At 41.5% G+C, this 26,561-nt stretch carries 16 protein-coding genes; 11 read left to right on the top strand and 5 right to left on the bottom strand.

Annotated features, from left to right (window positions below):
- Positions 1-80 precede the first annotated feature (80 nt).
- From HUJ22_RS01175 to mtnA, 4 genes are all read left to right on the top strand, one after another.
- Positions 81-2,486: an HDIG domain-containing metalloprotein gene (locus tag HUJ22_RS01175; protein ID WP_290872508.1), complete on the top strand. Its 2,406-nt coding sequence runs from the start codon at positions 81-83 to the stop codon at positions 2,484-2,486.
- A 3-nt stretch (positions 2,487-2,489) separates the two neighbouring features.
- Positions 2,490-3,401 (top strand): site-specific tyrosine recombinase XerD, encoded by a 912-nt coding sequence (gene xerD, locus HUJ22_RS01170; protein ID WP_290872505.1) that lies wholly within the window; start codon positions 2,490-2,492, stop codon positions 3,399-3,401.
- Positions 3,402-3,493: 92 nt separating this feature from the next.
- A complete protein-coding gene (gene ggt, locus HUJ22_RS01165; RefSeq protein WP_290872502.1) occupies positions 3,494-5,188 on the top strand; it encodes a gamma-glutamyltransferase in 1,695 nt (564 codons plus the stop codon).
- A gap of 114 nt (positions 5,189-5,302) precedes the next feature.
- Entirely contained in the window at positions 5,303-6,346 is a 1,044-nt protein-coding gene (mtnA, locus tag HUJ22_RS01160) for an S-methyl-5-thioribose-1-phosphate isomerase (protein WP_290872499.1), read from the top strand.
- Here the strand turns inward: mtnA and HUJ22_RS01155 are convergent.
- From HUJ22_RS01155 to ytxJ, 3 genes are all read right to left on the bottom strand, one after another.
- The gene (locus tag HUJ22_RS01155) at positions 6,327-6,575 is read right to left on the bottom strand and encodes a hypothetical protein (protein ID WP_290872497.1); all 249 of its coding nucleotides are present in this window, start codon (positions 6,573-6,575) and stop codon (positions 6,327-6,329) included. The genes mtnA and HUJ22_RS01155 overlap by 20 nt on opposite strands.
- A 24-nt stretch (positions 6,576-6,599) precedes the next feature.
- Positions 6,600-8,225 (bottom strand): histidine kinase dimerization/phosphoacceptor domain -containing protein, encoded by a 1,626-nt coding sequence (locus HUJ22_RS01150; protein WP_290872494.1) that lies wholly within the window; start codon positions 8,223-8,225, stop codon positions 6,600-6,602.
- A gap of 163 nt (positions 8,226-8,388) precedes the next feature.
- Positions 8,389-8,781 (bottom strand): bacillithiol system redox-active protein YtxJ, encoded by a 393-nt coding sequence (ytxJ, locus tag HUJ22_RS01145; protein WP_290872491.1) that lies wholly within the window; start codon positions 8,779-8,781, stop codon positions 8,389-8,391.
- A gap of 161 nt (positions 8,782-8,942) precedes the next feature.
- Here ytxJ and HUJ22_RS01140 point away from each other — a divergent pair, with 161 nt between their 5' ends.
- The 7 genes from HUJ22_RS01140 to HUJ22_RS01110 all read left to right on the top strand — a co-directional run bounded on the left by HUJ22_RS01140 (position 8,943) and on the right by HUJ22_RS01110 (position 22,758).
- On the top strand, positions 8,943-9,647 hold the full coding sequence (locus HUJ22_RS01140) for a metal-dependent hydrolase (RefSeq protein WP_290872488.1): 705 nt from the start codon (positions 8,943-8,945) through the stop codon (positions 9,645-9,647).
- 198 nt (positions 9,648-9,845) lie between these two features.
- Positions 9,846-13,076 (top strand): hypothetical protein, encoded by a 3,231-nt coding sequence (locus tag HUJ22_RS01135; RefSeq protein ID WP_290872485.1) that lies wholly within the window; start codon positions 9,846-9,848, stop codon positions 13,074-13,076.
- Between the two features lie 391 nt (positions 13,077-13,467).
- Positions 13,468-14,307 (top strand): hypothetical protein, encoded by an 840-nt coding sequence (locus HUJ22_RS01130; protein ID WP_290872482.1) that lies wholly within the window; start codon positions 13,468-13,470, stop codon positions 14,305-14,307.
- A gap of 244 nt (positions 14,308-14,551) precedes the next feature.
- Complete coding sequence (locus HUJ22_RS01125) at positions 14,552-15,604, top strand: efflux RND transporter periplasmic adaptor subunit (protein ID WP_290872479.1); 1,053 nt, start codon at positions 14,552-14,554, stop codon at positions 15,602-15,604.
- 13 nt (positions 15,605-15,617) lie between these two features.
- A complete protein-coding gene (locus tag HUJ22_RS01120) occupies positions 15,618-18,905 on the top strand; it encodes an efflux RND transporter permease subunit (protein ID WP_290872476.1) in 3,288 nt (1,095 codons plus the stop codon).
- A 9-nt stretch (positions 18,906-18,914) separates the two neighbouring features.
- Complete coding sequence (locus tag HUJ22_RS01115; protein ID WP_290872473.1) at positions 18,915-21,935, top strand: efflux RND transporter permease subunit; 3,021 nt, start codon at positions 18,915-18,917, stop codon at positions 21,933-21,935.
- 94 nt (positions 21,936-22,029) lie between these two features.
- Entirely contained in the window at positions 22,030-22,758 is a 729-nt protein-coding gene (locus HUJ22_RS01110) for an acyl-ACP thioesterase domain-containing protein (RefSeq protein WP_290872469.1), read from the top strand.
- 4 nt (positions 22,759-22,762) lie between these two features.
- Here the strand turns inward: HUJ22_RS01110 and HUJ22_RS01105 are convergent, their stop codons facing one another.
- The gene (locus HUJ22_RS01105; RefSeq protein WP_290872466.1) at positions 22,763-23,584 is read right to left on the bottom strand and encodes an aldo/keto reductase; all 822 of its coding nucleotides are present in this window, start codon (positions 23,582-23,584) and stop codon (positions 22,763-22,765) included.
- A gap of 77 nt (positions 23,585-23,661) precedes the next feature.
- Complete coding sequence (locus HUJ22_RS01100) at positions 23,662-26,490, bottom strand: T9SS type A sorting domain-containing protein (RefSeq protein WP_290872463.1); 2,829 nt, start codon at positions 26,488-26,490, stop codon at positions 23,662-23,664.
- Between the last annotated feature and the right edge of the window lie 71 nt (positions 26,491-26,561).

Raw genomic sequence — 26,561 nt, 5'->3', positions numbered from 1 at the left:
ACATCTCATTCTATCAAATAGATTTGTAAATTAGCCCACTCTTAGTAACCTTCTAAGTAAATCCTCATACATTCCAATTAATGAGTTTTCTTGAAAAAATCGGTTTAGGCCAAAAGAAAAAAGAGCTTTCACCTCTTATTGGCGAAAAAAAGAAAAAAGAACAGGAAAAATATTCGCTGAAGAGGAATCCGTACATTCGCATTCTGATTCTTATATTTTTTATTGTCATTAGTGCTTTTTCACTTCCCCGAAACCCGGTCCATTCCGGTTTAAATTATTCTCAGGGCCAACCTTGGCGAAATGCCGACTTAACAGCTCCATTTACTTTTTCAATTAATAAAACTGCTTCTGAGCTAGAAGAAGAAAGACAAGAAATCCAAGATAAGACTCCTCCGATTTTTAAGGTCGATGCAAATGTACCCATCACCATACAAACCCGACTTGATTCTATTTATCGGGAAATTCAGCCCGTTATGGAAGCCTATTATGAATGGCAGTCAGCCGTGCGTAACTCTGCTTCAACCGCTGATTTAGACAGTTCCAATTTTGAACAGGCTTTAAATGAGTCAGATATTGATTTCACTGAGTCATCCTGGCAAACACTTCTTGAAAACTATGACCGGGTGCAGAGTTCTGATCTCGCCCCAAGCCAATTTATCGGGGTCAGTATTAAACAGCAGCTGGAATTACTTATAGATCAACTGATGGATCAAGGAGTCATCAATCAAAACAAAAACAACCTGCAAACCGATAAAATAACGATACGAGATAACCGTGCAAGTACCGAGCAATCTGTAGACATTGCACGCATTCGAGATCTTAAAGAGGCCAATGAGTTTGTACAATTTCGTTTAAACCGGATGTTTGACGAACAGCAAGCTCGCCTTGCAATGGAAATTTATAACCGGGTAATACAGCCAAATCTTCGATTTAGTCAGGAAGACACCCAAAATCGCTTAAATGAAGCATTATCCAATATTTCTGAGACTAAAGGAGCTATTGCTCAGGGACAAGTAATCATCCGTCGGGGTGATCTTGTCTCACCTGAACGCGCCAATATTTTAGAAAGCCTTGCTGAAGCTCGTTCTGAAAATGCCAGCAATATTGAGAAATGGATTCGTTTCGGCGGTCAGCTGGTCATTATCATTGCCGTTACCTTTGTCTTCTTCATGTATATTTATTTGTACCGACGTACCATTACCTCCAACAATGCCCTTTTCTTTCTTGTTTTTATCACCTTGGGCTTGGTTTCATTTGCAGCGGGGTTAATTAACTACCTGGATATAGCCGACCCCTACATAATTCCTGTAGCCATAGCTCCCATTGTGCTAACCATTATTTTTGATTCCCGGGTGGGATTGGTTTCTTCCATTATGTTGGCCAGCCTTTTAGGGTTGATTAATGGAAATAGCTTTGAATTTGTGATAGCCACCTTTACAGCTTGTAGCTTAGGGGTGTTTTCCGTACGAGATATTAAAGACCGTTCTCAATTCTTTTTTACCACACCCGGTATTGTTTTTATTTCCTATATACTGGTCGTTGGATCTTTCAACGTTGCCACACTCAGCGGTTTTGAGATGTTCATCTCAGACTTAATGTATATAGCCATCAGTTCCGTTTTCATACTCTTCACCTATCCTATTATTCTTCTGTTTGAGAAAATTTTTGGGGTAACTACCGACTTTACACTAATCGAATTAGGCGACACCAATCAGCCTATTTTGAAAGAATTGATGAACAAAGCACCGGGTACTTTCCATCACAGCCTTCAGGTAGCTAATCTTTCAGAAGCTGCAGCGTCAGCCATTGGAGCTAATTCATTGCTCTGCCGTGTAGGTGCATTATATCACGATATTGGCAAGATGGTAAAACCGGAATATTTTGTAGAAAATCAAACCAAGGGAAATAACGAACATGACAAGCTGAAGCCTCAAATGAGTGCAATGGTTATCAAAGCACATGTGAGTGAAGGTGTTAAAATGGCCCAGGAAGAAGATCTTCCGCAAATTATTATTGACTTCATCAAAACTCACCATGGGACGTCTGTTATTCGTTATTTTTATGAAAAAGCGAAAGAAGATGAGAACTTGAAAAGTATGCTGCAGGAAGATCAATTCCGTTATGAAGGTCCTCTTCCGGCTTCCAAAGAAACCGGTATTTTATTATTGGCAGATGGTATAGAGGCAGCATCCCGTTCCATGAAAAACCCTACTTACAGCAAGCTTGAAAACCTCGTAAACCGCATGGTCGACGACCGTGTAGCCGAAGGGCAGCTTAGCCACTCTCCCCTTACTTTCCGTCACCTCCAAGTGATTAAAGAAACCTTCCTGAATATATTAGTCGGGGTATATCACAGCCGGGTTGAATATCCTGAAGACAAAGAAAGGGAAGCGGAGGAAAAAGCCAGAGAAGAGAAATCTGCTAATAAACTAACCTCTGAGAATGGCTCAAAACAGCAACAGAAAGAAGAGAAAACCGGGGAATAGCAAGTGGCCTTCAAGCAGGAACTGGATTTATATCTACAGTTTGTTAAGCTTGAAAAAGGATTAAGTAAAAACTCTGTTGTTTCCTATAAAAATGACCTTGAACGTTACTTTTTATTTCTTGTTACTGAAAAGAAAATTACCGATCTCGGTGGTGTAACCTTAAGTCATATCGAAGATTTTCTGAATTTTTTGGTAGATGAAGAATTGCTTTCTGCCAGCTCATTGGCTCGTAATATCTCCAGTATTCGCGGCTTTCATGAATTTGCAGTAGTTGAAGGCATCACCAAAGCCAATCCCGCCGAATTAGTAGAACTTCCCAAAAAAGCTTCCAAACTTCCCGAAGTTCTGGACCGGGATGAAATTGAAGCCATTTTAAAAACCCCCGATCTCACCACCCCTGCCGGTATAAGAGATAAAGCTATTCTTGAAACCTTATATGGAACAGGAATGCGGGTAAGTGAACTCACCGGATTAGAACAAGACCGGCTTATTTTTGAAATTGGCTTTATTCGTGTGGTCGGAAAAGGAAATAAGGAGCGACTTGTTCCTGTAGGTGAAATTGCTCAGGATGCCATTTCTCATTATACCGAATTTGTGCGCCCACAGTTTTTAAACCCGGATAATCCTAAAAAAGCTAAAAACAAAGTATTTTTGAGCATGCGGGGAAGTGCTCTTTCACGCATGAGTATCTGGAACATTGTAGAGAAAGCATCCAAAAAAGCCGAGATTAAGAAAAATGTTTATCCTCATATCTTCAGACATTCCTTTGCTACCCATTTATTGGAAGGTGGTGCTGATTTAAGAGCGGTTCAGGAAATGTTGGGACATTCTTCTATTTTAACTACGGAAATTTATACCCATGTAGACCGTTCATTTCTACATCAAGTGCACAAAGAATTTCACCCCCGAGCTTAAAATTTTCAGACTAAATAATTCGATTATTTTTTCGTTCAGCATTAAGTTTTTACTTCTGCTATTTTAGCATTAAACCTAAAAAATTTTATTTCATGACCTTTACTCGTTTTCTTTGCCTGATACTCACTCTATTCTTCACTACCCATTCATTAACAGCACAAGTCCTTAATTCAAAATCCTATGAAAACGGCATGGTCGTTTCGGCCGATAAATATGCGTCTGAGATAGGAAAGGAAATTTTGCAACAAGGTGGAAATGCAGTGGATGCTGCTGTAGCTGTTCAGTTTGCATTGGCGGTAACTTTGCCCCGGGCAGGAAATATCGGCGGGGGCGGATTTATGGTTATCCATTTGGCAAACGGTGAAACTGCGGCTCTCGATTTCAGGGAAAAAGCCCCGGAACTCGCTACACGGAATATGTACATCCGTAACGGAGAATTTCAATCCGACTTAAGCTGGGAAGGTGTTCTGGCAGTTGGTGTTCCGGGAACCGTGGATGGAATGATTAAAGCAATTGAACGCTACGGTAAAATGCCTCTGGACCTGGTCATTCAACCCGCAATAAAACTTGCTCGTAAAGGATATCCACTTTCTTTCTCGCAAGCAGAAGACCTTAATAACCGCAAGGATAGATTTAAAAAATATCAATCTTCAGAAAAATATTTCACTACCGGGGATAACACCTCGTTTAAGGAAGGAGATTTATTTATTCAAAAAGATTTAGCTGAAACACTGGAGCGGATAGCGAGATTTGGAAGAGAAGGTTTTTATTCCGGACCCGTAGCCGATGCCATCGTAAATGAAATGAAACGCTATGATGGATTAATCGGATATCGTGATCTTCGAAACTATGAAAGTAAATGGAGAGAACCGGTTGAAGTCGAATTCAATGGTTATAAACTGCATATTATGCCACCTCCCAGCAGCGGAAGTGTGGCCTTTGCCCAAATTCTGGAAATGATTGATGATTACCCTCTGGCTGAGATGGGGCATAATTCGGCGGAGTACGTGCATTTAGTAAGTGAGGCCATGCGCAGGGCTTTTGCTGACCGCTCTTACTATCTGGGTGATCCTGATTTTGTTGACATCCCCATGAATGAATTGATGAGTGAGGAATACAACAATGAACGTATGGTTAGTTTTCGGGATGATACTGTGACTACTTCTTCCTCCCTTTCACATGGCCGTATTTCCGAATATACCGAGGCTTCAGAAACCACACATTTCTCGATCGTAGATAACGAAGGAAATGCCGTTGCAGTCACAACTACCTTAAATGGATCATTTGGAAGCCATGTGGCTGTGGGCGGAGCTGGGTTTTTACTCAATAATGAAATGGACGACTTTTCAGCTCAACCGGGGGAACCCAATGCTTACGGATTACTGGGTGCCGATGCCAATGCTATTGAACCCGGAAAAAGAATGTTGAGCAGTATGACCCCTACTATTGTCAGCAAAGATGGAAAAGTAGAAATGGTGATTGGTGCAGCCGGAGGACCAAGAATCATAACCGCCACGTTACAAAGTTTTTTGAACCGTGCTGTATTTGACATGAGATCACAGCAAGCTACCGCTCAACCTCGCTTCCACCATCAATGGCTTCCTGACAGACTTTTCATTGATGATTTTGGTTTGAGTCCTGATACTCAACAGCTGTTGGAAGAAAGAGGGCACACGATTTTCCCCCTTCCTACAATAGGCCGGGCACATAATATATTTGTTGATAGAAATGGAAACCTGACTAGTGGTGTAGATCCCCGGGGCGACGGCTATGCGGCTGGATATTAAAACGCAATTTGATGCCGCAAATTAGTTTATTTCCTTTAAGATTATTTTCTTTCAACAATTATCCTAAATAGCCATTTTACCACTCTCTTTAGAGCAAAGTAACATACAGAATAAATGAAGCAAGCATACGAATCTATCGCCTGGCAAGAAGATCATTTAGTAATTCTAGATCAAACACAGCTCCCATTGCGTGAAATTTATTCTGACGTAAATACCGTTGGTCAGGTTTGGGATGCCATCAAAAAGCTGAAGATACGCGGAGCTCCCGCCATTGGCATTGCAGCAGCTTATGGACTATATCTTGGCGTTCGAGACCTCAAGTCAAAAAACTTCACCAGCTTTAATGTAGAATTAAACCGTTGGATTGAATACCTGAAATCTTCCCGTCCGACGGCTGTAAATCTCAGCTGGGCTTTAGAGCGAGTCAATCAAACCGTGTATGCCAATAAAGACAAGGATCTGGAAGAGATTAAGGAAATTATTCTGAAGACCGCAGAAACCATTCACTCCGAAGATAAGCGGGTATGTCGGAAAATTGGGCAAAACGGAGCCAAACTTGTTAAAAAGGGATCGAATATCCTCACACATTGCAATACCGGCGGCTTGGCTACTGGCGCTTACGGCACCGCATTTTCAGTGTTACTTCATGCAAATGATGACGATAAAGACATTCATGTTTGGGTAGATGAAACACGCCCGCTCCTTCAGGGGGCTCGTCTTACCACCTGGGAATTACAAAAAGCTGAAATTCCCTTTCACCTGATTACTGATTCTATGGCCGGTTCTTTAATGAATACCGGAAAGGTAGATATCGTGGTTGTAGGAGCGGATCGGGTAACGGCTAATGGAGATACCGCCAATAAAATAGGAACTTATTCTCTCGCCGTACTTGCCAAAGAAAACAATATCCCCTTTTATGTAGCTTTACCTCTTTCAAGCTTCGATTTGGAAACCGATACCGGAGAGGAAATTGAAATTGAAGAAAGAGAGCCTGAAGAAATCACCCATCTAAATAAAACACAAATTACTCCAAAGAAAACCAAAGCTTATAATCCGGCTTTTGATATTACTCCGAACAAATACATAACCGGATTTATTACAGAAAAAGGAATTGTTGAACCGAATTTCAAAAAAAATATTAAGAAGCTTTTTGATTGATTCTTTCTTCCGGAGAATTTCTTTCTTCTGTTTCAAGAATATTTATTTCATCCTCAAAGAAATCAAAGTCTCGCTCCCTGTGGATATTTATAGTCACCCCTATTGAACTTCCTACAATAATCCCCAACCCGACAGTCAAATAAATATTCAGGTCATTGAAAACACCAATCCCGTACCCAATACCTCCTCCTATAACAACAGCGGATAACCAAATCAGTACGCTTTTCATGGTTTTATAACCTGATATTGATCTCTATTTACCCTCGTTATTTTTAAACGGTACTTTGAGCTTAAAAGATGTACTGCTCTCGTTTGATGAATAGTCAAGATCAGCCTCTAATTGTTTACTGAAGGCACGGATAATACGCATTCCAATTCCGGTAGCAATTTTTTGTTCAAAATTACCTGGCAATGCCGTACCATTATTCGTGATTTTCAAAAACAACCCTTCTTCATTTTTGAATATATCTATTACAATATGCCCTTTATCGCCTGACTGGAAACCATGTGTACAGGCATTCATGACTAACTCATTGACAATTAATGCAAAAGGAATTGCCCGATCCATATCCAATGTAATTCCATCCTCAGCATGAACTATAAGCTGTATATTTTTATGATCTTTACGAAGGGATTGCTCTATGCGATTACTCAACTTGATGGCATAGTTCTTTAAATCCACGTGATTAGCCTTCTTAGTCTGTGACATTGACTCATGGACAATGGTAAGCGAACGAATTAGAGAATGTGAATCTTTAAGAATCTGCTCATTTGATTTATTTGTATCACTTTTAAGCTGCAATTCGAGCACAGCCAATACCATCGTCAAATTTGTGCGAACCCTGTCATGAATTACATTCAGGAGTTGATCTCTCTCATCCAGGGCTATGTTTAATTTTACCTGATTTTCTCGCAAAGTCAGAGTTTGTTGATCCACTTCCTCCTGAAGTGTGCGGTTCCAGCTTCCCACCAAATAAATACTGCCCACACCAATAAAAAACACCAGTGCAATTGAAATCCACGTTACAATCTCAAACGATTCATTCACACTCATCATACTATTAAAAACCTGGGCAGACATGCCCGACCCTGCTATTTCTTGCTCAATAGACTGCGACCCCAAAAGCTTCGCGGAAATAATAAACATAGCTAAAACCAATACAACAGTAGTAATGGCTGAATAAATCCACTTTATGGAAACTTCATTTCTTGGCGGAATATCAAATTGTTTATTTCTAAAGCGATATACAGCCGGAGTGAAGAAGTACAATAACGGCCCCCCGATCAGAAAAGACTGAAGAAATAAACTAACCCACCAGCTTTTCCAAATCACAAGGGTCTCAAAAAGAGGGAGGTTATAAAACCGACTCCATACAAAAGCACCCAGCGAACAAGCTAATGCTGCGAAAAGGGAAACTACAATATAAAAAGTAAAGCTCCTCAGCGTTCGGAGGCTCAAATCAAAAGAAACACAATAATAGGAAAGCGCATATACTGAAAGTCCCAATGTAAACGACATCGAATATAACAGGGACCAATACCAAGTCATAGAAGCTGTAAAAGCCAAAACAAAGGTAGATACAAAAACAGGAATGAATCCCCATTCAAAGCCAATCCAAAGCACTAACAACAGGCCGATAAGCATGGGAATCTGAATTAAAAAGACCTGGCCAATCTTGTCTTGATTCAGAATGTCAGAAAAACCAAAAAAATGCTCGACTATAAAAACTGAAGAAATGCTACCCCCAATCAGTAGGATCCAAATACTCAAGAGGCTTAAAAATTTACCGCTTGTTATACCCAACTTGCCAAGAAGAAAATCCATGGTAAGGGGCTGATAAGCTTGGGGGGTTACACCATTTTGATCTTTAACCTCCATTCATACTCCAGTTTTTACTAATCTTTTACTACGTTGAGACTAAAGCATTTGGCAACGCTTCAGAAATTTTGTTGATGAAAATATACAATTCTCAAAGGTGAAACACATGAGAAGAAACGAGATTTTAAAAAAGTTATCCTTAATACCCCTTTTTGTTTAAAAATCACAAATTTGAGTGCAATGAATCAGCCTGAACAAGCTGATGAGAGCCATGCCAGGTAACCTCACCTTTATTTAAAATTATCAACTGGGGAGATTCATGCCTTATACCCAGCTTATCAGCTATATAAAATGAAAGCTCGCGTTGGGAAATAACATCTATCATATAGAATTCGGCCTTCTCCCTTTTTGCATCAGAAATATTCTGCAAACTTTTTAAAGCAAAATAACTGGTCGCACAACGAGTACTATGCTTATATAAAACCTGCGGTTTCTCATTGGAAACAGCCAGAATATTTTCTATCTCCTCCCTTGCCGAAATGGCCTTCCAATTCAACACTGATTCTGTTTCATTATCTCCTTCAAATAAATTTCCCAATACCTTAAAAATGCCCATTCGTTTATATCTTTTTAAATATTAATTCCAGATTGAATTCCCAAGCTCATCAATGTATTGTCAACTATTTTCAGTTTTTACGAATCTTTTTTGCACGGAATTCATTTAGTTAATTAACAAGTTATAGTTAAAGATTTAATAAAATCAATATAAGGAGTTCCATGAATACACAAATAAAAGCACAATGGCTCGGTCATTCTGCCTTCAAATTAGAAAGCCAAAGCGGGAAAATTATTTATATCGACCCTTTCCTAAAAAATAATCCCATGACTCCCGATAAATTCAAAGAGGTAAAAGAAGCCGACTACGTCTTGCTCACTCATGGACACGAAGATCACGTGGGTGATACTGTGGAAATTGCCAAAAATACCGGAGCTAAGGTAGTTGGTATTGTAGAACTTATCGGGCTTCTGAAGGATGAAGGATTACCTGAAGACCAAGCCGTAGCTTTTAATAAAGGCGGAACCGTACACTTTGAAGATTTTTCAGTAACGCTGGTTTCAGCCAATCACAGTTCTTCTTATCAAGGTAAATATGCCGGCGATCCCGGAGGACTCATTCTTTCCTTTGAAGATGACATATGCGTATACCACATGGGGGATACCAATATTTTTTCTGACCTTGAACTGTATGGAGAGTTGTATCAACCGCACGTGGTACTTGCGCCAACCGGCGACCACTTTACAATGGGGCCAGAAGAAGCTGCTTATGCTGTCGAAATGATTGGCTGTGAGTATGCAATTCCCATTCACTATGGAACGTGGCCGCCTATTGACAGTGATCCTGAGGAATTCAAAGAAATTCTAGAAGCTCTTACAGACACCGAAGTATTGATCCCTGAAAAAGGCGTTAATTTTTTAGAATGATTTTTTAATTATATAAAACAACGAAGCCACAAATTTGAAATAAAGTTTGTGGCTTTTTTATTGCTGAAATTACATGATTTTACCCGACTGAAAGCTAAATTATTGGCGATCGACGATTTTTTGTAGTATAAAGCCTATTGTTCATCAAGTTTGAGTTCAACCTTATACAATTATAACTCATAATTAAACTTCTGTACTATGAAATTGAAATATTTACCATTGGTTTTACTCTTGTTGCTATTCAGTTTACCGATGAAAGCACAAGGTCAAAAAACCGTTTCAGAAACAAATTATAATGCACTTGAACTTCGAAATATCGGGCCTGCTCTTAATAGCGGGCGTATCGCTGATATCGATTTCCACCCTAAGGATCAAAATATCTGGTACGTAGCCGTTGGTTCAGGAAATGTTTGGAAAACGACTAATGCCGGCACCACATGGGATCCGATTTTTGATAATGAAGGATCTTATTCCATTGGTTCAGTTACCATAGACCCCAATAATCCAAACACTATATGGGTTGGAACAGGAGAAGATGTCGGAGGCCGACACGTTGGCTACGGCGATGGTATCTATAAAAGTACCGACAGCGGAAGAAGCTGGAAAAACATGGGGCTTGAAGAATCTGAACACCTTTCTACCATCATTGTACATCCCGAAAATCCTGACATTGTTTGGGTTGCTGCAGAAGGTCCGCTTTGGAGTAGCGGAGGTCAGCGTGGACTCTATAAAACTACCGATGGCGGTGAAACATGGGAAAATAAATTGAGCGGCAACGAATGGACCGGAGTTACTGACATTTTGATTGACCCGCGTAACCCCGATGTACTTTATGCTGCAACCTGGCAACGACACCGTACGGTAGCAGCTTATATGGGTGGTGGACCAGGCTCCGGTATTCATAAAAGTACCGACGGCGGCGAAACATGGAAACAACTTAACAGCGGATTGCCAAATTCCAATTTGGGAAAAATCGGACTAGCCATATCTCCGCAGCAACCTGATATTGTTTATGCCGCCATAGAGCTTGATCGGAGAACAGGTGGTTTATATATGTCAGAAAACAAAGGTGAATCATGGAAAAAAATGTCCGATGCCGTATCCGGCGGAACCGGTCCGCATTATTACCAGGAATTATACGCCTCGCCCCATAACTTTGGCCAAATCATTCTTGTAAGTAATTACACCCTTATTTCTGATGATCACGGGGCTAATTTCAGAAGGATAAATAACACAAATAAACACGTTGATGATCATGCCGTCGCCTTCAAAAAAGATGATCCCAATTTCATTATGATCGGTACCGATGGAGGGCTATTTGAGAGTCATGACTTTATGAAGACATGGAGATTTATCAGAAACCTGCCGGTTATGCAGTATTATAAGGTTTCCGTGGATGATGCCAAACCATTTTACAATGTCTTTGGTGGAACTCAGGATAACGGCTCTAACGGCGGCCCCTCGCGCACTACTGATGATGACGGTATTCGAAACCGGGATTTCTTTAAAACCCTGGGCGCTGATGGCCACGACTCTGCAACCGAACCCGGGAATCCGGATATTATATATGGAGAATTTCAACAAGGAGCCCTTCATCGGGTAGACCGCACCACAGGTGAGTCTGTTTTCATTCAGCCCCAACCGGCTGAGGGAGAAGATTACGAGCGCTTCAACTGGGATGCACCGATTGAGGTAAGCCCACACAAACCAACCCGCCTCTATTTTGCTTCCCACAGAGTGTGGAGAACCGAAGATCGCGGAGACAGCTGGACTCCCATTTCAGGTGATTTAACCCGAAATCAGGAACGAATTACCCTTCCCATCATGGGTAAACAACAAAGTTGGGACAATCCGTGGGATGTCAGTGCCATGTCCAATTATAATACTATTACTTCTCTGGCAGAATCACCACAACAAGAAGGACTCATTTACGCCGGAACTGATGACGGACTCCTGCAAGTAACCGAAGATGGTGGCGAGAACTGGCGCCGCATTGAATTAGGTAATATAAGAGGTATTCCATCCACTGCTTTTGTCAATGACATTAAAGCTGACCTATTTGATGCCAACACTGTATATGTTGCAATGGATAATCACAAAAACGGAGATTATACGCCCTATCTCATTAAGAGTACGGACAGAGGGCGATCCTGGGAATCTATTTCCAATAACCTGCCTGACCGGCACCTGGTTTGGCGAGTAGTTCAGGATCATGTAAACCCTGACTTACTTTTTGCAGCCACCGAATTTGGCATCTTCTTTACGGTTGACGGGGGAAACGAATGGGTACAACTGAAAGGCGGTGCCCCAACCATTTCTTTTCGAGACATCACGATACAGCGGGATCATGAAGATCTTGTTGCAGCCTCATTCGGCCGTGGTTTCTTTATCTTAGACGACTACACGCCACTGCGTGAAGTTAACTCAGAAACCCTTAATCAGGAGGCAAAATTATTCTCTACCCGAGATGCATTTTGGTACGTCCCTACTGGTAAAGTGGACTCACAGGGAGATACCGAATATGTAGCTAAAAACCCTCCTTATGGTGCCGTATTTACTTATTACCTAAAAGAGGACCACTTGTCTAAAGAAGCTCAGCGAAAACAACGTGAACGACAGCTTGATGCAGATGAAGACGTTCCATTCCCAGGATGGGATGCGCTCGACGAGGAAATAGCGGAAGAAGATCCCTACATACAAATCACTATCAAAGATAATAATGGAACGGTGATTAACCGGGTTAAAGGTCCTGCCAAAAAAGGATTCCATCGCGTGAACTGGGAGTTGCGTCACGCTTCCAAAGATTTAATAACACTGGAGTCAGCCGGTGGGGGCGGATGGTTCAGTGATGCCTTCCCAGTAGTGCCTGGAACGTATTCGGCAAGCATGTCACTGGTCAAAAACGGGGAAGTTCGTGAGCTTTCCGAACCCATTAATTTTGATGTGGTGCCATTGCGCGACGGTGCATTGGATCGAAAACCGAATCAAAAGCGTAAAGCATTTATGGACAATTTGATTGCATTCCAGCAGGATTTAACTGCAACCTCTGACAAACTGGAAGAGCAACTGGATCGAATAGAAGTAATGAAAACGGCTTTAAATCGTGCTGATACTGAAGATCCTGAGCTTCGCAAGCGCATTCACGAAGCTCGAATGCAGCTATTGGAATTCGACAAAGAAATGAGCGGAAGTGAAGCCAAAGGTGAAATAGGTGAAAGAAATCCGCCAACGCCAAGTCAACGCATGTATGTTGGCTTCCGGGCGCTCAGCACCACCTACGGACCAACACCTACACACGAAAAAACCGTAGAAGCAGGCAAAAAGGAACTTCAAGACATTAAGCAACGCATTGACTCATTCATCGAGTCTGTAATGCCACCTCTTGAAGAAGCCCTAGAAGCAGCCGGAGCTCCTCCTATTGAAAATTAATACAAGCTGAACATCAAAAAAGTTCTAAAGGAGAAGCCTTAAAACGCTTCTCCTTTTTTATTTGAACAACTATGTTGAACATATTGGATTTAAGTTCCGGGTTAACAATATATTTATGCGCAATTTAGGGATGATGAAATGATCATCATTAATATGCTAATCACCTTAAATGTAAATGTGTAATAAAAAAGAAAAGTAGATACTATAGTTCAAGATCATTAAAGTTGCGGAGCCCTGATCCCATTAGAAAAGTTTTGAAGAAGACGCCAAATCTGGAACATTCTAAGCTTTCAATAGTTATACAAAAAAACGAGAGAATTTACCCCTCATTAAAGTAAAAATTGAATAACACTCATCAGTAATTTTCAATTACCAATTAACCCTGTAAGCTATGATACTCAAGAAAATATTTTCACCACTTACCACATTTACTCTCTTAATTATCATCATGGCCGGTTGCGATACCACCAGTACGGATACCAAATCAAGTGAGGGCAATGTAAAATTGCAATTCAAAACGGCCACCGGCACTTCAGGTACTGCAGCCAAAGCACTCGCCTCGGGAAACAGTTTGATGTCACAGCACGACTCTCTGATTGTGGAAGGCTCGAACGGTACCCTGACTATCAACGATATTCGATTTATTGTCGAAAAGTTTAAGCTGGAACCCGCCGATGTGGAGAACGATACGGTTGAAATCGAGTACGAAGAGTTTGAAGCAGAACCGTTCTTCATCGATCTGCCACTCACGGATGATACGCTGAATCTTGGTAACAATCAGATAAAAGCCGGGTTCTATGAAGAGTTTGAATTCGAAGTTAAGGATCTCGACTTTGAATTTGATGAAGAAGAAGAGGATCACCAGGCGCTGGCCGATTCCATTCGATCGGAGTTCCCCGAATGGCCGGAAGAAGCCAGTATGATAATTATAGGCAGTTTTACACCCACCGGAGGTGAATCCCAAGCGTTTATGGTGTTTGCCAAAGCCGAAATCGAAGTAGAGCTTGAGTTTGAACCGCCTCTTGAAGTCACTGAAGACATGGAACATGTTGTATCTGTCAACATTGATCCCACACAGTGGGTGCTACAAGAAGACGGATCAGTTATAAACCTGACAGATTATAACTGGGGTGAACGGGAAGAACTGCTTGAATTCAGTGCCAAGTTCAAAGAAGGCCTACTGGAAGTTGAAGTCGACGAAGAAGATTTCGATGATGAAGACGAGGACTAATCCACCGATCGACCAGATTCTATAATCAAATATTTACATAAGAGGAAAAGCCCGAAATGATATGCGTTTTCGGGCTTTTCCTGTTTTCATTTAGACTCATCATTTATAAATAAAAATACCATCTACCTATAGGAAGTAAGAGCTATTTGCCAAAACCTCTATCCTAAAAATTCCTTCCGTAACAAAGTATTCAGTTCGGCGTAAAGGCTTACTGTCAGTCAAAATCAAAACGGTTGGAATTCAAATGAAAACATTACGCTACTCACTGCCAATATTTTTACTTATTGCAACGCTGTTCGGTGCAACGGCTTGCAACAACAATGAAGATCAAAACGAAAATGACGAAGAAGAAAAGCTGGTCATTCCGGTTGAAGTCAGTAATGTCAGTCGTGGCGATATTTCTGCTTATTATGCCAACACAGCCACCCTTGATGCCGAACAGGAAGCTACCGTGGTTTCCAAAGTACGCGGAATTATAAATGAAATTTATGTGGAAGAAGGCGATGAAGTAAAAGCGGGGCAAGTCATTGCTAAAATTGAAGACGAACAATACCGTATTGAAGCCGCTCGCGCCAAAGCTACGCTCGACCGCCTTCAAAATGAATTCCGCAGAAATAGAGAATTATTTGAGAAAAATCTGATTGCGGCCGAAACCTTTCAAAATTCACAATACGAGTATGAGTCCCAAAAAGCCGCTTACGACCTGGCTCAACTGAACCTGGAGCATACTTCTATTAAATCTCCTATTGGCGGAGTCGTCTCTGAGCGTTTCGTTAAAAGAGGCAATATGATTGGCACCGATCAGCAGATCTTCAGGGTTACTGATTTCAGCCCGCTTCAGGCTATTTTATATGTACCTGAACATGAGATGGCGAAAATCCGCAAAGACCAGCCTGCTGAATTACGTGTAGATGCCCTTCCCAACCAAATTTTTGCCGGGCATGTTGAGCGAATCAGCCCCGTTGTGGATTCTCAAACCGGAACTTTCAAAGTCACTGTTTTTGTGGATGAAACCAAAAACCTGCTGCGCCCAGGAATGTTTGGACGGGTTAAAATTGTATATGATACCCGCAAAAATACCCGAATGATTCCAAAGTCAGCGATAATGTCAGAAGATCTGGCACAAACTGTATATGTAATTCGGGATTCACTGGCTTTCAAAAAGCAAATTCAAACCGGCTACACCAATGGATTGAATGTAGAGGTTATCGACGGACTTGAAGACGGTGAAACTGTAGTCACCATAGGGCAAAGCAGCCTGCAAGACAGCTCTAAAGTCAACATTATAAACCTGTAAGCAGGATCCCGCTATGAAAATTATCGAGCTGTCTATACGCCGAAAAGTTACCATTGCTATGTTTACAGTAGGGATTTTGCTTTTCGGTATTGTCTCTCTCTCCCGCCTGAACGTCAACCTGCTTCCGGAGCTGAGTTATCCTACTCTGACAATCCGTACCGAATTTCAGGGAGCAGCACCTATTGAAGTTGAAAACCTGATTACCAAACCCGTAGAAGAAGCTGTGGGGGTAGTTAAAGGTGTACAGCAAGTTCGCTCTATTTCCCGCGCCGGACAGTCGGATGTAGTGCTGGAATTTGCCTGGGGTACCGATATGAACATTGCCAATCTGGATGTGATGTCAAAGCTGGATGCTGTCCAACTTCCATTCGAGGCTGAAAAACCGGTTACTCTGCGCTTTGACCCCACTCTTGACCCCATTATGCGTTATGCCCTTTATTATAACAATGAAGCCGGACAAAAATCCCCGGATAACGCGGCGGTTGATTATGCTGCTTATGAAGATCTTTCAAGTCCCGATGCTATTGCCCGCCTGAAAGCACTGCGGGTTCTGGCCGATGAACAGCTGAAGAAGAATTTGGAATCTTCCCTTGGTGTGGCTTCCGTCAAAATCAGCGGAGGACTTCAAGAAGAAATACAGGTAAATATTGATCAGCGCCGACTTTCCTATCTGAATATCCCTATTGAGACCGTATCACAGATACTAAGTGCGGAAAATATAAACCTTTCCAGCGGTCGGCTGGAGGAAGGCTCACAACAATATCTGGTGAGAACACTGAATGAATTTAAAACGGTAGATCAAATCAGAAATGTGGTAATTAGCCACAATGGCAAAAATACCACCTACCTGAAAGATGTGGCCGATGTCGAACAATCTTACAAAGAACGGGAAGCCATAACCCGGTTGAACGGCTCAGAAGCGGTGGAAATTGCTATTTATAAAGAAGGGGATGCCAACACCGTCGCAACCGCTGAAGCTGTAGAAGCCCGCATATCCCAAATCCGGGATATGCTTCCTGATGAAATGAAAATGGTGAAAGTATATGACCAATCGGTGTTCATTGCTTCTGCCGTGAATGAAGTTAAGAATGCAGGAATTATCGGTGGTATTTTGGCCGTAATCGTGCTTTATCTCTTCCTTCGAAATTTCTGGACTACAGTTATTATTTCTGTTTCTATACCTGTTTCCATCATCGCTACATTTAATTTAATGTATGGAAATGATATTTCGCTCAACATCATGTCATTGGGTGGAATTGCACTTGGTATCGGAATGCTGGTGGATAATTCTATCGTGGTATTGGAAAATATTGCGAGGCACAAAGAAATGGGAAAAGGAATTATAGAATCGGCCCGTGAAGGTGCCGGAGAAGTAGGAATGGCGGTTATTGCTTCAACTCTTACCACCATAGCCGTGTTCTTTCCGCTGGTTTTTGTACAAGGAATTGCAGGGCAATTATTCCGTGACCAAGCCCTGACCGTAACATTTTCCTTGCTGGCATCCCTGGTCGTAGCTATTACTTTGATTCCGATGATGTCTTCTATTGGAGGTTCCAAGTCTGAAAACACGTCCCTCCAACTAGAGGATCCCAAGACCAAATTTGGGCGGGGCTTACGTTCCATTCGGATGTTCTTGTTCTACACCATCCCCACTGCTATTACAAAGGGTTTAAAATTTATTTTCAAGTGGATTGCTAAAATCACCAAAGCACTGTTTTCACCTTTTGTGTATGTGTTCGATAAATCCTACCGGGTGGTTGAAAAAGTATATGCCCGAATGCTGCGTTGGTCACTCGACCACAAATTCATCGTCATGGCTTCAGCTGTTTTAATTTTTGCAGGTTCCTTAACTTTAATTCCCAAAATCGGAATTGAACTTATTCCGCAACTTTCACAAGGAGAATTTTCCGTAGAATTTAAGCTTCCTCCGGGAACTCCAATCGAGAAAACAGATGCTGCCTTGAGGGTCGTGCAGACTTCCGCCCGAGATCAAAACCACATTCAAACTACCTTTGCCGTGGCCGGAACCGGTAATCGTATGGATGCCAATCCTGATGAAGGCGGCGAAAACTGGGGAGAAATGAATGTTACTCTCGCCTCCGGTTCTTCTGCAGCAGAGGAAGAAGTTGCAATGAATCAATTGCGCACCTCACTCAGCCAGATTCCCGGACTGGAATACAAATTTGAGCGCCCTGCCCTGTTTTCCTTCAGTACTCCCATTGAGATTGAGATCTCCGGATTCGATTTAGATAAACTGAAAGAAGCCGGTGATGCCGTAGCCCGCAAACTTTCCTCCAATAACCGCTTTGCTGATGTAAAGAGTACGATGGAAACGGGAAGCCCCGAAATTCAAATCATATTTGACCGTGATAAAGCCGCTTCTCTCGGATTGCAGGTACATGATGTGGCCGACCGCATTGTGAACAACATCCGGGGTAATGTAGCCACAAGATACTCGTGGAGAGACCGGAAAATTGATGTTTTGGTCCGGGCCAGGGAAGTTGACCGGACCTCGATTGATGAAATTCAGCGATTGGTGGTTAATCCCGAAAGTGAGCGTCCTATTCCTTTAAATGCTATTGCAACCGTACAAATTACCAACGGGCCCGGCGAAATCCGCCGGGTAGCCCAACAACGGGTGGCAATTGTTTCTGCGAACTTGAATTACGGCGACTTGGGTGAAGCCGCACAAGAAGTGGAAAAAGCACTGGCTGAAGTAACCATGCCTACCGGTGTGCTTGCCCAGATAGCCGGACAAAACGAAGAAATGTCCGAATCATTTCAGTCACTCATTTTCGCTCTTTTACTGGCTGTATTCCTTGTGTATTTAGTCATGGCCTCGCAATTTGAATCACTCCTTCATCCTTTTATCATTTTGTTCACCATCCCCTTGGCATTGGTTGGAGCTATTATTGCTTTATATATCACAAAAACCACCATTAGTGTTGTGGTATTCATTGGATTAATTTTACTCATTGGAATTGTGGTTAATAACGCCATCATTCTTATCGACATTATCAACCAGATGCGTATGAAGGGCATGGAAAAGCTGGAAGCCATTAAAGAAGGTGGCAAGTCCCGGCTTCGCCCCATTCTAATGACTACCATGACGACTACCCTTGGACTCCTCCCACTGGCCATTGGATTTGGAGACGGAGCTGAACTTCGTGCACCGATGGGTATTACTGTTATAGGGGGGCTGTTGATTTCAACCCTTCTTACCCTTGTGGTAATTCCTGTTATGTACGACCTCCTTGACCGAAAAAAATATACGGTTCGACCGGAAATTGAAACTGTTTAACTCAATACCATGAATATTACCGAACTATCACTGCGCCGACCGGTAACCACACTCATGGTTTTTGTGAGCATGCTGGTTGTTGGGGTCATTGCCACCCGCATGGTTCCCATGGAGTTTATGCCGAATATCACCTTTCCGGGTGCTTTTATTCAAATTCCGTATCCTAATTCCACCCCTGCTGAGGTGAATGAAAATATAGCCCGCCCCATCGAGGAGGTGCTGGCAACCATCAGCGGTGTTGAACAAATCAGTTCCAATTCCGGAGAGAACAATGCCGGGGTGCTAATTACCTTTAAGCAAGGAAATGACATTGATCTGAAAGCCATTGAAATCAAGGAAAAAATTGAAAGTATTCGCAATCAACTTCCTGATGATTTTGAGTATTATAACATCAACAAATTTCGCGATGGTGCCAATGCCACTCTTCAGCTTCGCATCTCCAGTAATCGAGACCTGTCGGATGCTTATGAACTCTTGAACCGAAACCTTCAGCAACGCCTTGAACGCATTTCAGGTGTTGGACAGGTTAATTTGTATGGGGTTGAGAAAAAGGAAATCCGCATTGAACTTGACCCGGATCGTCTCACCCAATATAACATTGACCTTAACAGGCTCAGCAATACATTGCGCCGGTCCAATTTTTCCATTTCTGCCGGAAAAATCACCGATTCAGGTATGCGGTATATGGTACGGCCGATTGGTGATTTAAATGGAGTAGAAGACATTGAAAACCTGATCATAGCCGATAACAACCTCCGGGTAAAAGACATTGCACAAGTCTCACATACAACTCCTGAACGAGATTATGCCCGGCATCTGGATATGAAATATGCCATCGGGCTGGATATCACAAAAGAATCTACGGCTAATTCAGTTGAGGTTGTTAATGAAGTACTGGCGGAAATTCAGGAAATTAATAAACTGCCCGAAATGCAAGGGATTGAAATCTATGAGATGTTTAATGAAGCGGATGGCATCTTAAGCTCCCTCAAAGAATTATTTAATGCCGGTATGATCGGAGCTTTATTGTCCATTTTCGTGCTGTATATTTTTCTGCGTCAGATTAGCACCACGCTGATCGTAGCTACCGCTGTCCCCTTTTCACTGATTGTCACCCTCGGTTTCTTTTTCTTCCTGGATATTTCCCTGAATATATTATCCATGATGGGATTGATGCTCGCCATTGGGATGCTTGTTGATAATGCCGTGGTGGTAACCGAAAATATTCACCGTTATCAACGAATGGGAAACAGTGCCTGGAAATCTGCCATTCTGGGAGCGAAGGAAGTTTCCATTGCTGTTACCGCCGGCACCCTTACCTCCATCATTGTTTTTCTTCCGAATGTGGTGAACGAGAGCTTCATTTCACAGCACATGTATTATATCGGAATGGCTATTATTATTGCACTTTTAGCCTCTCTGGTAATTTCATTAACCGTGATTCCATTATTGGCCACTAAAATCAAGCCGCCCGAAAAAAATAATAAAGAAACACTGATCGATAAGCTTTCAGTTAAATATGCGGCTTTGTTGGGCTGGTTTCTGGAACGAAGAAAAATATCTGTCCTTTTTATCACCTTGCTGTTCTTAAGCGGTATAATACCCGCCGCTTTTATGTCGGTAGATATGTTCCCAAGAATTGAAGAACGGCAATTGAGATTACAATATAATCTGAATGCCGCCTATACGCTCGAGACTGTAAAAGAATCGGTAGATCGAATTGAGCAATACCTCTATGACAATCAGGAAGATTTCGAGATTAAATCTGTCTATACCTATTACACTCCTGATCATGCGGAATCTACCCTGAACTTAATACCCGATGAAGATGCAAAGAAACCGGTCACCCAAATAAAAGAAGAAATTCAGGAAAACCTCCCGCAAATTGCTATCGGCCGGCCGGCGTTTGAATACATCAGCCGAAACAATGCCGAGCAGGTACGTGTTTTTGTACAAGGGGAATCCATGGAAACACTGGAAGATTTAGCTGAACAAGTGGCCTGGAGATTGGAACAAATTGAAGGTTTCGCGGATGTGCGATCTGAAGCTGAAACCGGCAGCGACGAAGTCCGCCTCACCGTAAATCATGATCGGGCACGAAACTTTGGGTTAACATCCTCGGCCGTAGCCCAAATGGTTTCCGGTTCTGTACGCGGACAAACCGTGCAACGTATTCGCGGAACCGATGGGGAAATTGATGTGGTACTGGCTTTTCAGGATGTGAACCGCCAGACTATAGATGACTTAAAAAATCTACCAATATCAATTGGCGACCAAACAGTGAAGTTAGCATCCCTGGCTGAATTTGAACAAAGTAAAGGCCCCGGGCGGATTTTCCGGCAAAACCGAAAAACTTCACTTGGTATAGCCATAAACCTGGATGGGCTTACTTCGGAAGAAGCAAAAGAAGAAATTTCAAAAATAATGGACCAGATCGCCTATCCTACCGGCTATTCCTGGAGTTATGGCCGAAGTTTTGGAATGAATGAAGATGTAATGAGCACGATGTTGTTTAATATCGCCATTGCTTTCTTTTTAATTTATCTGATCATGGCCTCCCTGTTTGAGTCCCTGTTATACCCCACCAGTGTGTTATCCTGTATCTTTTTTGGAGTAGTCGGGATTTTCTGGTTCTTCTTCATCACCGGTACTACTTTTGATTTAATGGCTTTTATCGGGATACTCATCTTGATGGGAATTGTAGTGAATAACGGCATTGTACTTATTGATCACATCAATCACTTAAGACGGGAAGGTCTCTCCAGGCGTGACGCCGTGATTCAAGGAGGAAAAGACCGCATTCGTCCAATCCTAATGACGGCCGCAACCACTGTTTTGGGGCTTATCCCTTTATGTATCGGTACGACTCAAATTGGCGGTAACGGCCCTCCCTATTTTCCAATGGCTCGTGCTATCGTTGGGGGATTAACATTTTCAACCATCGTTACCTTATTGGTACTTCCGTCTATTTATGTAATTCTGGATGACACTCGAATTTGGGCAACACGAATATTACATGCCGCAAAATAGATCGTTTCTTCTGAAAATTATTATTAATCCCCGAATGTGACATCATTGCTTTTTTTGGTTTATGTTTATAGTCTTTTTATTCAGGGCATTAATTATGACTGACGACATCACCATTCATTCAGAATCTTTTAAAATCCGTGCCAGTGAAGTAGATCAAAATGGTAAGGCTACTTTACCGGCCATTTGTTCTCTTTTTCAAGAAGTAGCCGGAAATCATGCCTTGAAGCTCAATTTCGATATTACTCAGCTTCATGACCAAAACCTCACGTGGGTACTGCATCGCATGGATATTAAAATAGACCGTTATCCAAACTGGCGGGAGAAAATCACTATTGAAACCTGGCCGGCTGCCGGCGATGCCCTCCGTGCTTATCGCAACTATCGAATTCTCAATGAAGAAGGCAACCTGATCGGGGTCTGTCTCAGCTATTGGATGATGATTAATCTGAAGACCCGAAAACCAACCCGAATGCCCAAAGATGTATTAGATCTCAGGCTGTCAGATATTGACCACGTGCTCCCGGTTAAATCCGATCGAATCATGCCTTTCGAAGAAACCAACGTGGAAAAAAAGTTTGTAGTCCGTGAATCTGACCTGGATATGAATAAGCACGTAAATAATGCCCGTTTCGTAGAATGGCTGATGGAAACTTATAACAATGACAAAGCTTACCTGATCAAAAACCTCGATATTATGTTTATGCAGGAAAGTCACTTCGGCGATATCATCATCTCAGAGCGCAAAGATGAGGAATATCAGAATTATCGACATCAGCTTAAAAATCAGGAAGGTAAAATTTTGGTGCTAGCCACATGCAGCTAAGTATTTAGTTATCCCACTCCGGTGCAAAATCAGGATCAACCAGCCGGGTTGATTTGTCCATATCATCGATGGCGTAAAAATCATCATCTTCCAACGCAAAGTCGTAGATATCTATATTTTCCTTAAGATGCTCCTCAGTTGAAGCTTTGGGAATAGCCACTACTTGTTCTTGCTCAATCAACCAACGAAGTGCAATTTGAGCCGGCGATTTACCATATTTTTCGCCCAATTTCTTGAGTAATGGATTTTCATTTACCTTACCCTGTGCTAAAGGTGAGTAGGCTGTGAAAAGTAAATCATGCTCTGCCGTATAATCCAGCAAGTCAAACTGACTTAGGAATGGATGATATTCCACCTGGTTGCAAAATAGCGGTGCCGCTAACTCTTCGTTCAACTCTTTGAGTAATTTCAGCGGGTAATTCGCCACTCCAATATTCAATGCTTTGCCCTGATCACGCAAAGAAAGAAATGCTTCCATGGTTTTCTCGATGTTTACATCCGGGTTAGGCCAATGAACAAGTAATAAGTCGATATAAGGAGTATCAAGTACTCTGAGAGCGTCTTCTGCTACTTTTAACACATCTTCCTTTTCAAGATGCGTATGCCAAATTTTGGTGGTTAGAAAAATCTCTTCCCTGTCAATATGTGATCTCTTTATTGCCTCCCCAACCTCCCTTTCATTTTTATAACTTTGTGCGGTATCAATGTGCCGATACCCGAGATTCAGGGCCAACTTTATGGTATTCTCGCCTTCTCTTCCAATTAATCGATGTGTTCCTAACCCTATTTCGGGTACTTCTACCCCTTGAATTGTTTTAAACTGCATGATTGGTATTAAGTGCTATCCTTTTTTTGATTTATGATTTGTTGTTTAAATAACTGTTATCACACGAAATATGTTCACTATTTTACTAATGTCATTTTTCGAGTCATAACTTTTTTCCCAACTTCTAACTGATAAATGTACATACCGCTAGGTTTATCCGTTGCATCCCATTCAAATTGTTTCTGCCCTGCAGAAAGCGTTCCCTCTACAATAACCGCTACCGGCTGCCCCACAATATTAAATACAGAAAGTTTAACTTCTTCAGGCTGAGGCAAATAAAACGAAATGGTTGTGACAGGATTAAAAGGATTAGGATAATTTTGATGAAGCTCTAATTCACGGGGCTTATCTGAAATCTCTTCGTCATTTCCGGTACTTGAATTCAATGGAGTAATAGTCAATATAAAACGTCCGTCATCTCCGCTCTGATATTCTGAAAATGATATTTCTTTTTCATTATTTGTCTTTAAAACCGGAAACTCATGCGCTACCGTCACAGAAAAATCTCTTCTCAAATTATATTCTTTATCTGTGGTTAAGTCCCGAAGAGTAATATTCCATTCAGCAGGTATGTAATCCCATTCGGTAACCGAGAAAGTTATTTCGCCGCTGTTAGAACTGTTGATGTGAACAGGAAGGTTTATTGGCTGTTCAATTTCTGATGGCAAGGTTATAGCATTAAAGAAATCCTCTCCCTGCTTGATGGAAAAATTCAAGAATGACTGGTCTGATAAAATTAATTCCGGATAAGAATTTAAATCTTTAACTCTGTTTACTTCCTTTTCTTCAGAGAAATGAACTTGAACAACTTCATCTTGGGATTCAGTTTTGAGTGTCAATTCTAATAACCTCTGTTCATCCTGACCACTTGAGGTTTCAAGTAAATCAATGTTACTATTCAATTCATCTTTATTTAAAAAAATCTCTTTGGAAGGATAAGAAGAGTCCAGCATTAACCAAAATGGGGTTTTGGCCGCTATTTTTTGTTCCTTGTCTAACTTTATGAAGTTTATTTCCCCGGAAGCTTCTTGTTTTATCCCATAAACAACGGCACTCAGCGGAAGATCGGGATATTCCGATTCAGCTAATTCCAGAAAACTATGAATTGTTATATCTTTGCTAAGATTGTTATAAACTAAATTCAATCCTTCCAAACCATCTAATACACCATTGTCATTTTTATCTGTTGCTGAAACAGTAAAAGAAAGGTCTTCATCGCTTACTTGTTTTTTAAAAGATTGTGCGATTACAGTCGTCAGCTCATCCGATTCATCTTTTTCAAAGTATCCAAAGACTACTTGATCCTTATCAGGTATTGCCGATTCGTCATCTCTTAGAAATCCCTGCTGTTCTTCACTCCAGACGTAAAAGCTTTTATCAGAAAATTTTGTTTTAAGATCTTCCGAATTTGGCATTACTTTCCAACCGGAATTAGCCAACTGTATAGCCGTTGTAGTTGTGTTTAATAAATTACTCGTTACCTGTTCGGATTGGTTGCTTCTGCTTACATCCGACACGGCCAAATCATTTCCAACTGCTCCATTTCCATTTACTCTTCTCGCTCTGGAGTAACTCACCTGATGAGCTATTTTGCCCGCATAATTTTTTAATGTTAAGATCCCCCCTTCAGTGTCCAACAACTGTTTATTAAGATCAGAAGCAATTACTTTTACAGCGGGATCCGGTAATGAAATTTCTGAAGTATCAAACCATTTCAATAGTTCTCCCGGGAGAAGAACCACATCATCTGTAAATGTGAAAGTCATATCCTTTCCGGACAGGGTCCAATTTGACAATGAAACGATCTCTTTTTCCATATTTTTGATTTCAATAAAACCCGGGCTGCCGATACCATTTACAACTCTAGAAATAAGCACTTCAGGTTGTTCATTATCTTCAATTATAAGATTATGGGATAAAAAGTCGCCAAAATTACCTCCGGAAAGGTTTTCAAGAGTAAATATTCCCGTTCTGCGACCTTCGTATATTCCATCATCAATAATAGGGATGCTTACCTCATGAATATAATCTCCCACTAAACCTGTGAAATTAATGGTTTTTCTTTCAAAACCGCCAAAATCTTCTGCCGAAGCAATACTTCGAAGGGAATCAAAGGCCATATCCACAGAAATTCGAGAGCCATCATGTTCATAAATAGCCACTTTTAAAATAGTGGATGAATCACTTTCCTGAACGGTTGATATGCTGCTATCAAATACAATAACAGGAGGGGCTTTTAAGTTGAATGAAGTTCCAAATACAGGAAATGGTTCAGTGTCATTGCCTCTCCAATTTGTCGCATCTCCAACAAATGACAGAAGCATATTTCTGGTTCCACTGGCTCCATTTCTAATGTAGTATTGTTGGTTAGGTTCTTTACCTAAGGTAAGCTGGGTATGAGGGGTTTCTCTCAGGTTTATTGGTAAATCTGATCCCTTTTCAGGCTGTTCCTGTGTATTCCAAACAGGCCCTTCACCCCATCCCATTGCGAAAATAAAGCGATAAACCTTTTGGTCTCTCTGATAAACGAAAAGGCGATAATTATCCCCCCGGAATTTAAGATCACCGGTGATTGTAAACCGAGTGTCCTCTGTTGAATTGTTAATATGGATATTAGTGCCTGCCGGTACGGACTCCAAAAAGGTTAATTTAAACTCATTGCCGGTTAAAATTTGAGTATTACTATCCCACAATCCATCCGAAAAATAAAGAGTCGTTCCTTTATCCAGATCGATTAAAGGTATAAAATCGACAGAGGGGGTATCTGCATTAGCAGACACCACTACCACATCACCCGGGAGCATTACAGACTGAGCTTTAGCCTGAAAGCCAAATAAGGCGATCAAAAGAAAAAGGGCGATATGTAGTTTTTTCAGGGTTTTATTGGATAGTAACTTTTGAGCCATAGGCACCTGTGTTACATCTGTACTGGTTTACCGTAATTAACAGATTTTAGAGCATAAAGGCATGTAAAGTT

This window comes from Gracilimonas sp., assembly GCF_014762685.1.
In the GTDB taxonomy this organism is placed as follows: Bacteria; Bacteroidota; Rhodothermia; order Balneolales; family Balneolaceae; genus Gracilimonas.
This window is presented reverse-complemented; position numbering and strand designations above follow the sequence as displayed.

Excerpts from the sequence above, each read along its gene's own strand:
- ytxJ (WP_290872491.1), bottom strand. The coding sequence starts at position 8,781 with ATGGGCATTTTTAAGGTATTGGGAAATTTATTTGAAGGAGATAATGAA.
- mtnA (WP_290872499.1), top strand. The coding sequence starts at position 5,303 with ATGAAGCAAGCATACGAATCTATCGCCTGGCAAGAAGATCATTTAGTA.
- HUJ22_RS01120 (WP_290872476.1), top strand. The coding sequence starts at position 15,618 with ATGAAAATTATCGAGCTGTCTATACGCCGAAAAGTTACCATTGCTATG.
- HUJ22_RS01175 (WP_290872508.1), top strand. The coding sequence starts at position 81 with ATGAGTTTTCTTGAAAAAATCGGTTTAGGCCAAAAGAAAAAAGAGCTT.
- HUJ22_RS01140 (WP_290872488.1), top strand. The coding sequence starts at position 8,943 with ATGAATACACAAATAAAAGCACAATGGCTCGGTCATTCTGCCTTCAAA.
- HUJ22_RS01155 (WP_290872497.1), bottom strand. The coding sequence starts at position 6,575 with ATGAAAAGCGTACTGATTTGGTTATCCGCTGTTGTTATAGGAGGAGGT.
- ggt (WP_290872502.1), top strand. The coding sequence starts at position 3,494 with ATGACCTTTACTCGTTTTCTTTGCCTGATACTCACTCTATTCTTCACT.
- HUJ22_RS01125 (WP_290872479.1), top strand. The coding sequence starts at position 14,552 with ATGAAAACATTACGCTACTCACTGCCAATATTTTTACTTATTGCAACG.
- HUJ22_RS01130 (WP_290872482.1), top strand. The coding sequence starts at position 13,468 with ATGATACTCAAGAAAATATTTTCACCACTTACCACATTTACTCTCTTA.
- HUJ22_RS01135 (WP_290872485.1), top strand. The coding sequence starts at position 9,846 with ATGAAATTGAAATATTTACCATTGGTTTTACTCTTGTTGCTATTCAGT.
- HUJ22_RS01110 (WP_290872469.1), top strand. The coding sequence starts at position 22,030 with ATGACTGACGACATCACCATTCATTCAGAATCTTTTAAAATCCGTGCC.
- HUJ22_RS01150 (WP_290872494.1), bottom strand. The coding sequence starts at position 8,225 with ATGGAGGTTAAAGATCAAAATGGTGTAACCCCCCAAGCTTATCAGCCC.
- HUJ22_RS01100 (WP_290872463.1), bottom strand. The coding sequence starts at position 26,490 with ATGGCTCAAAAGTTACTATCCAATAAAACCCTGAAAAAACTACATATC.
- HUJ22_RS01115 (WP_290872473.1), top strand. The coding sequence starts at position 18,915 with ATGAATATTACCGAACTATCACTGCGCCGACCGGTAACCACACTCATG.
- HUJ22_RS01105 (WP_290872466.1), bottom strand. The coding sequence starts at position 23,584 with ATGCAGTTTAAAACAATTCAAGGGGTAGAAGTACCCGAAATAGGGTTA.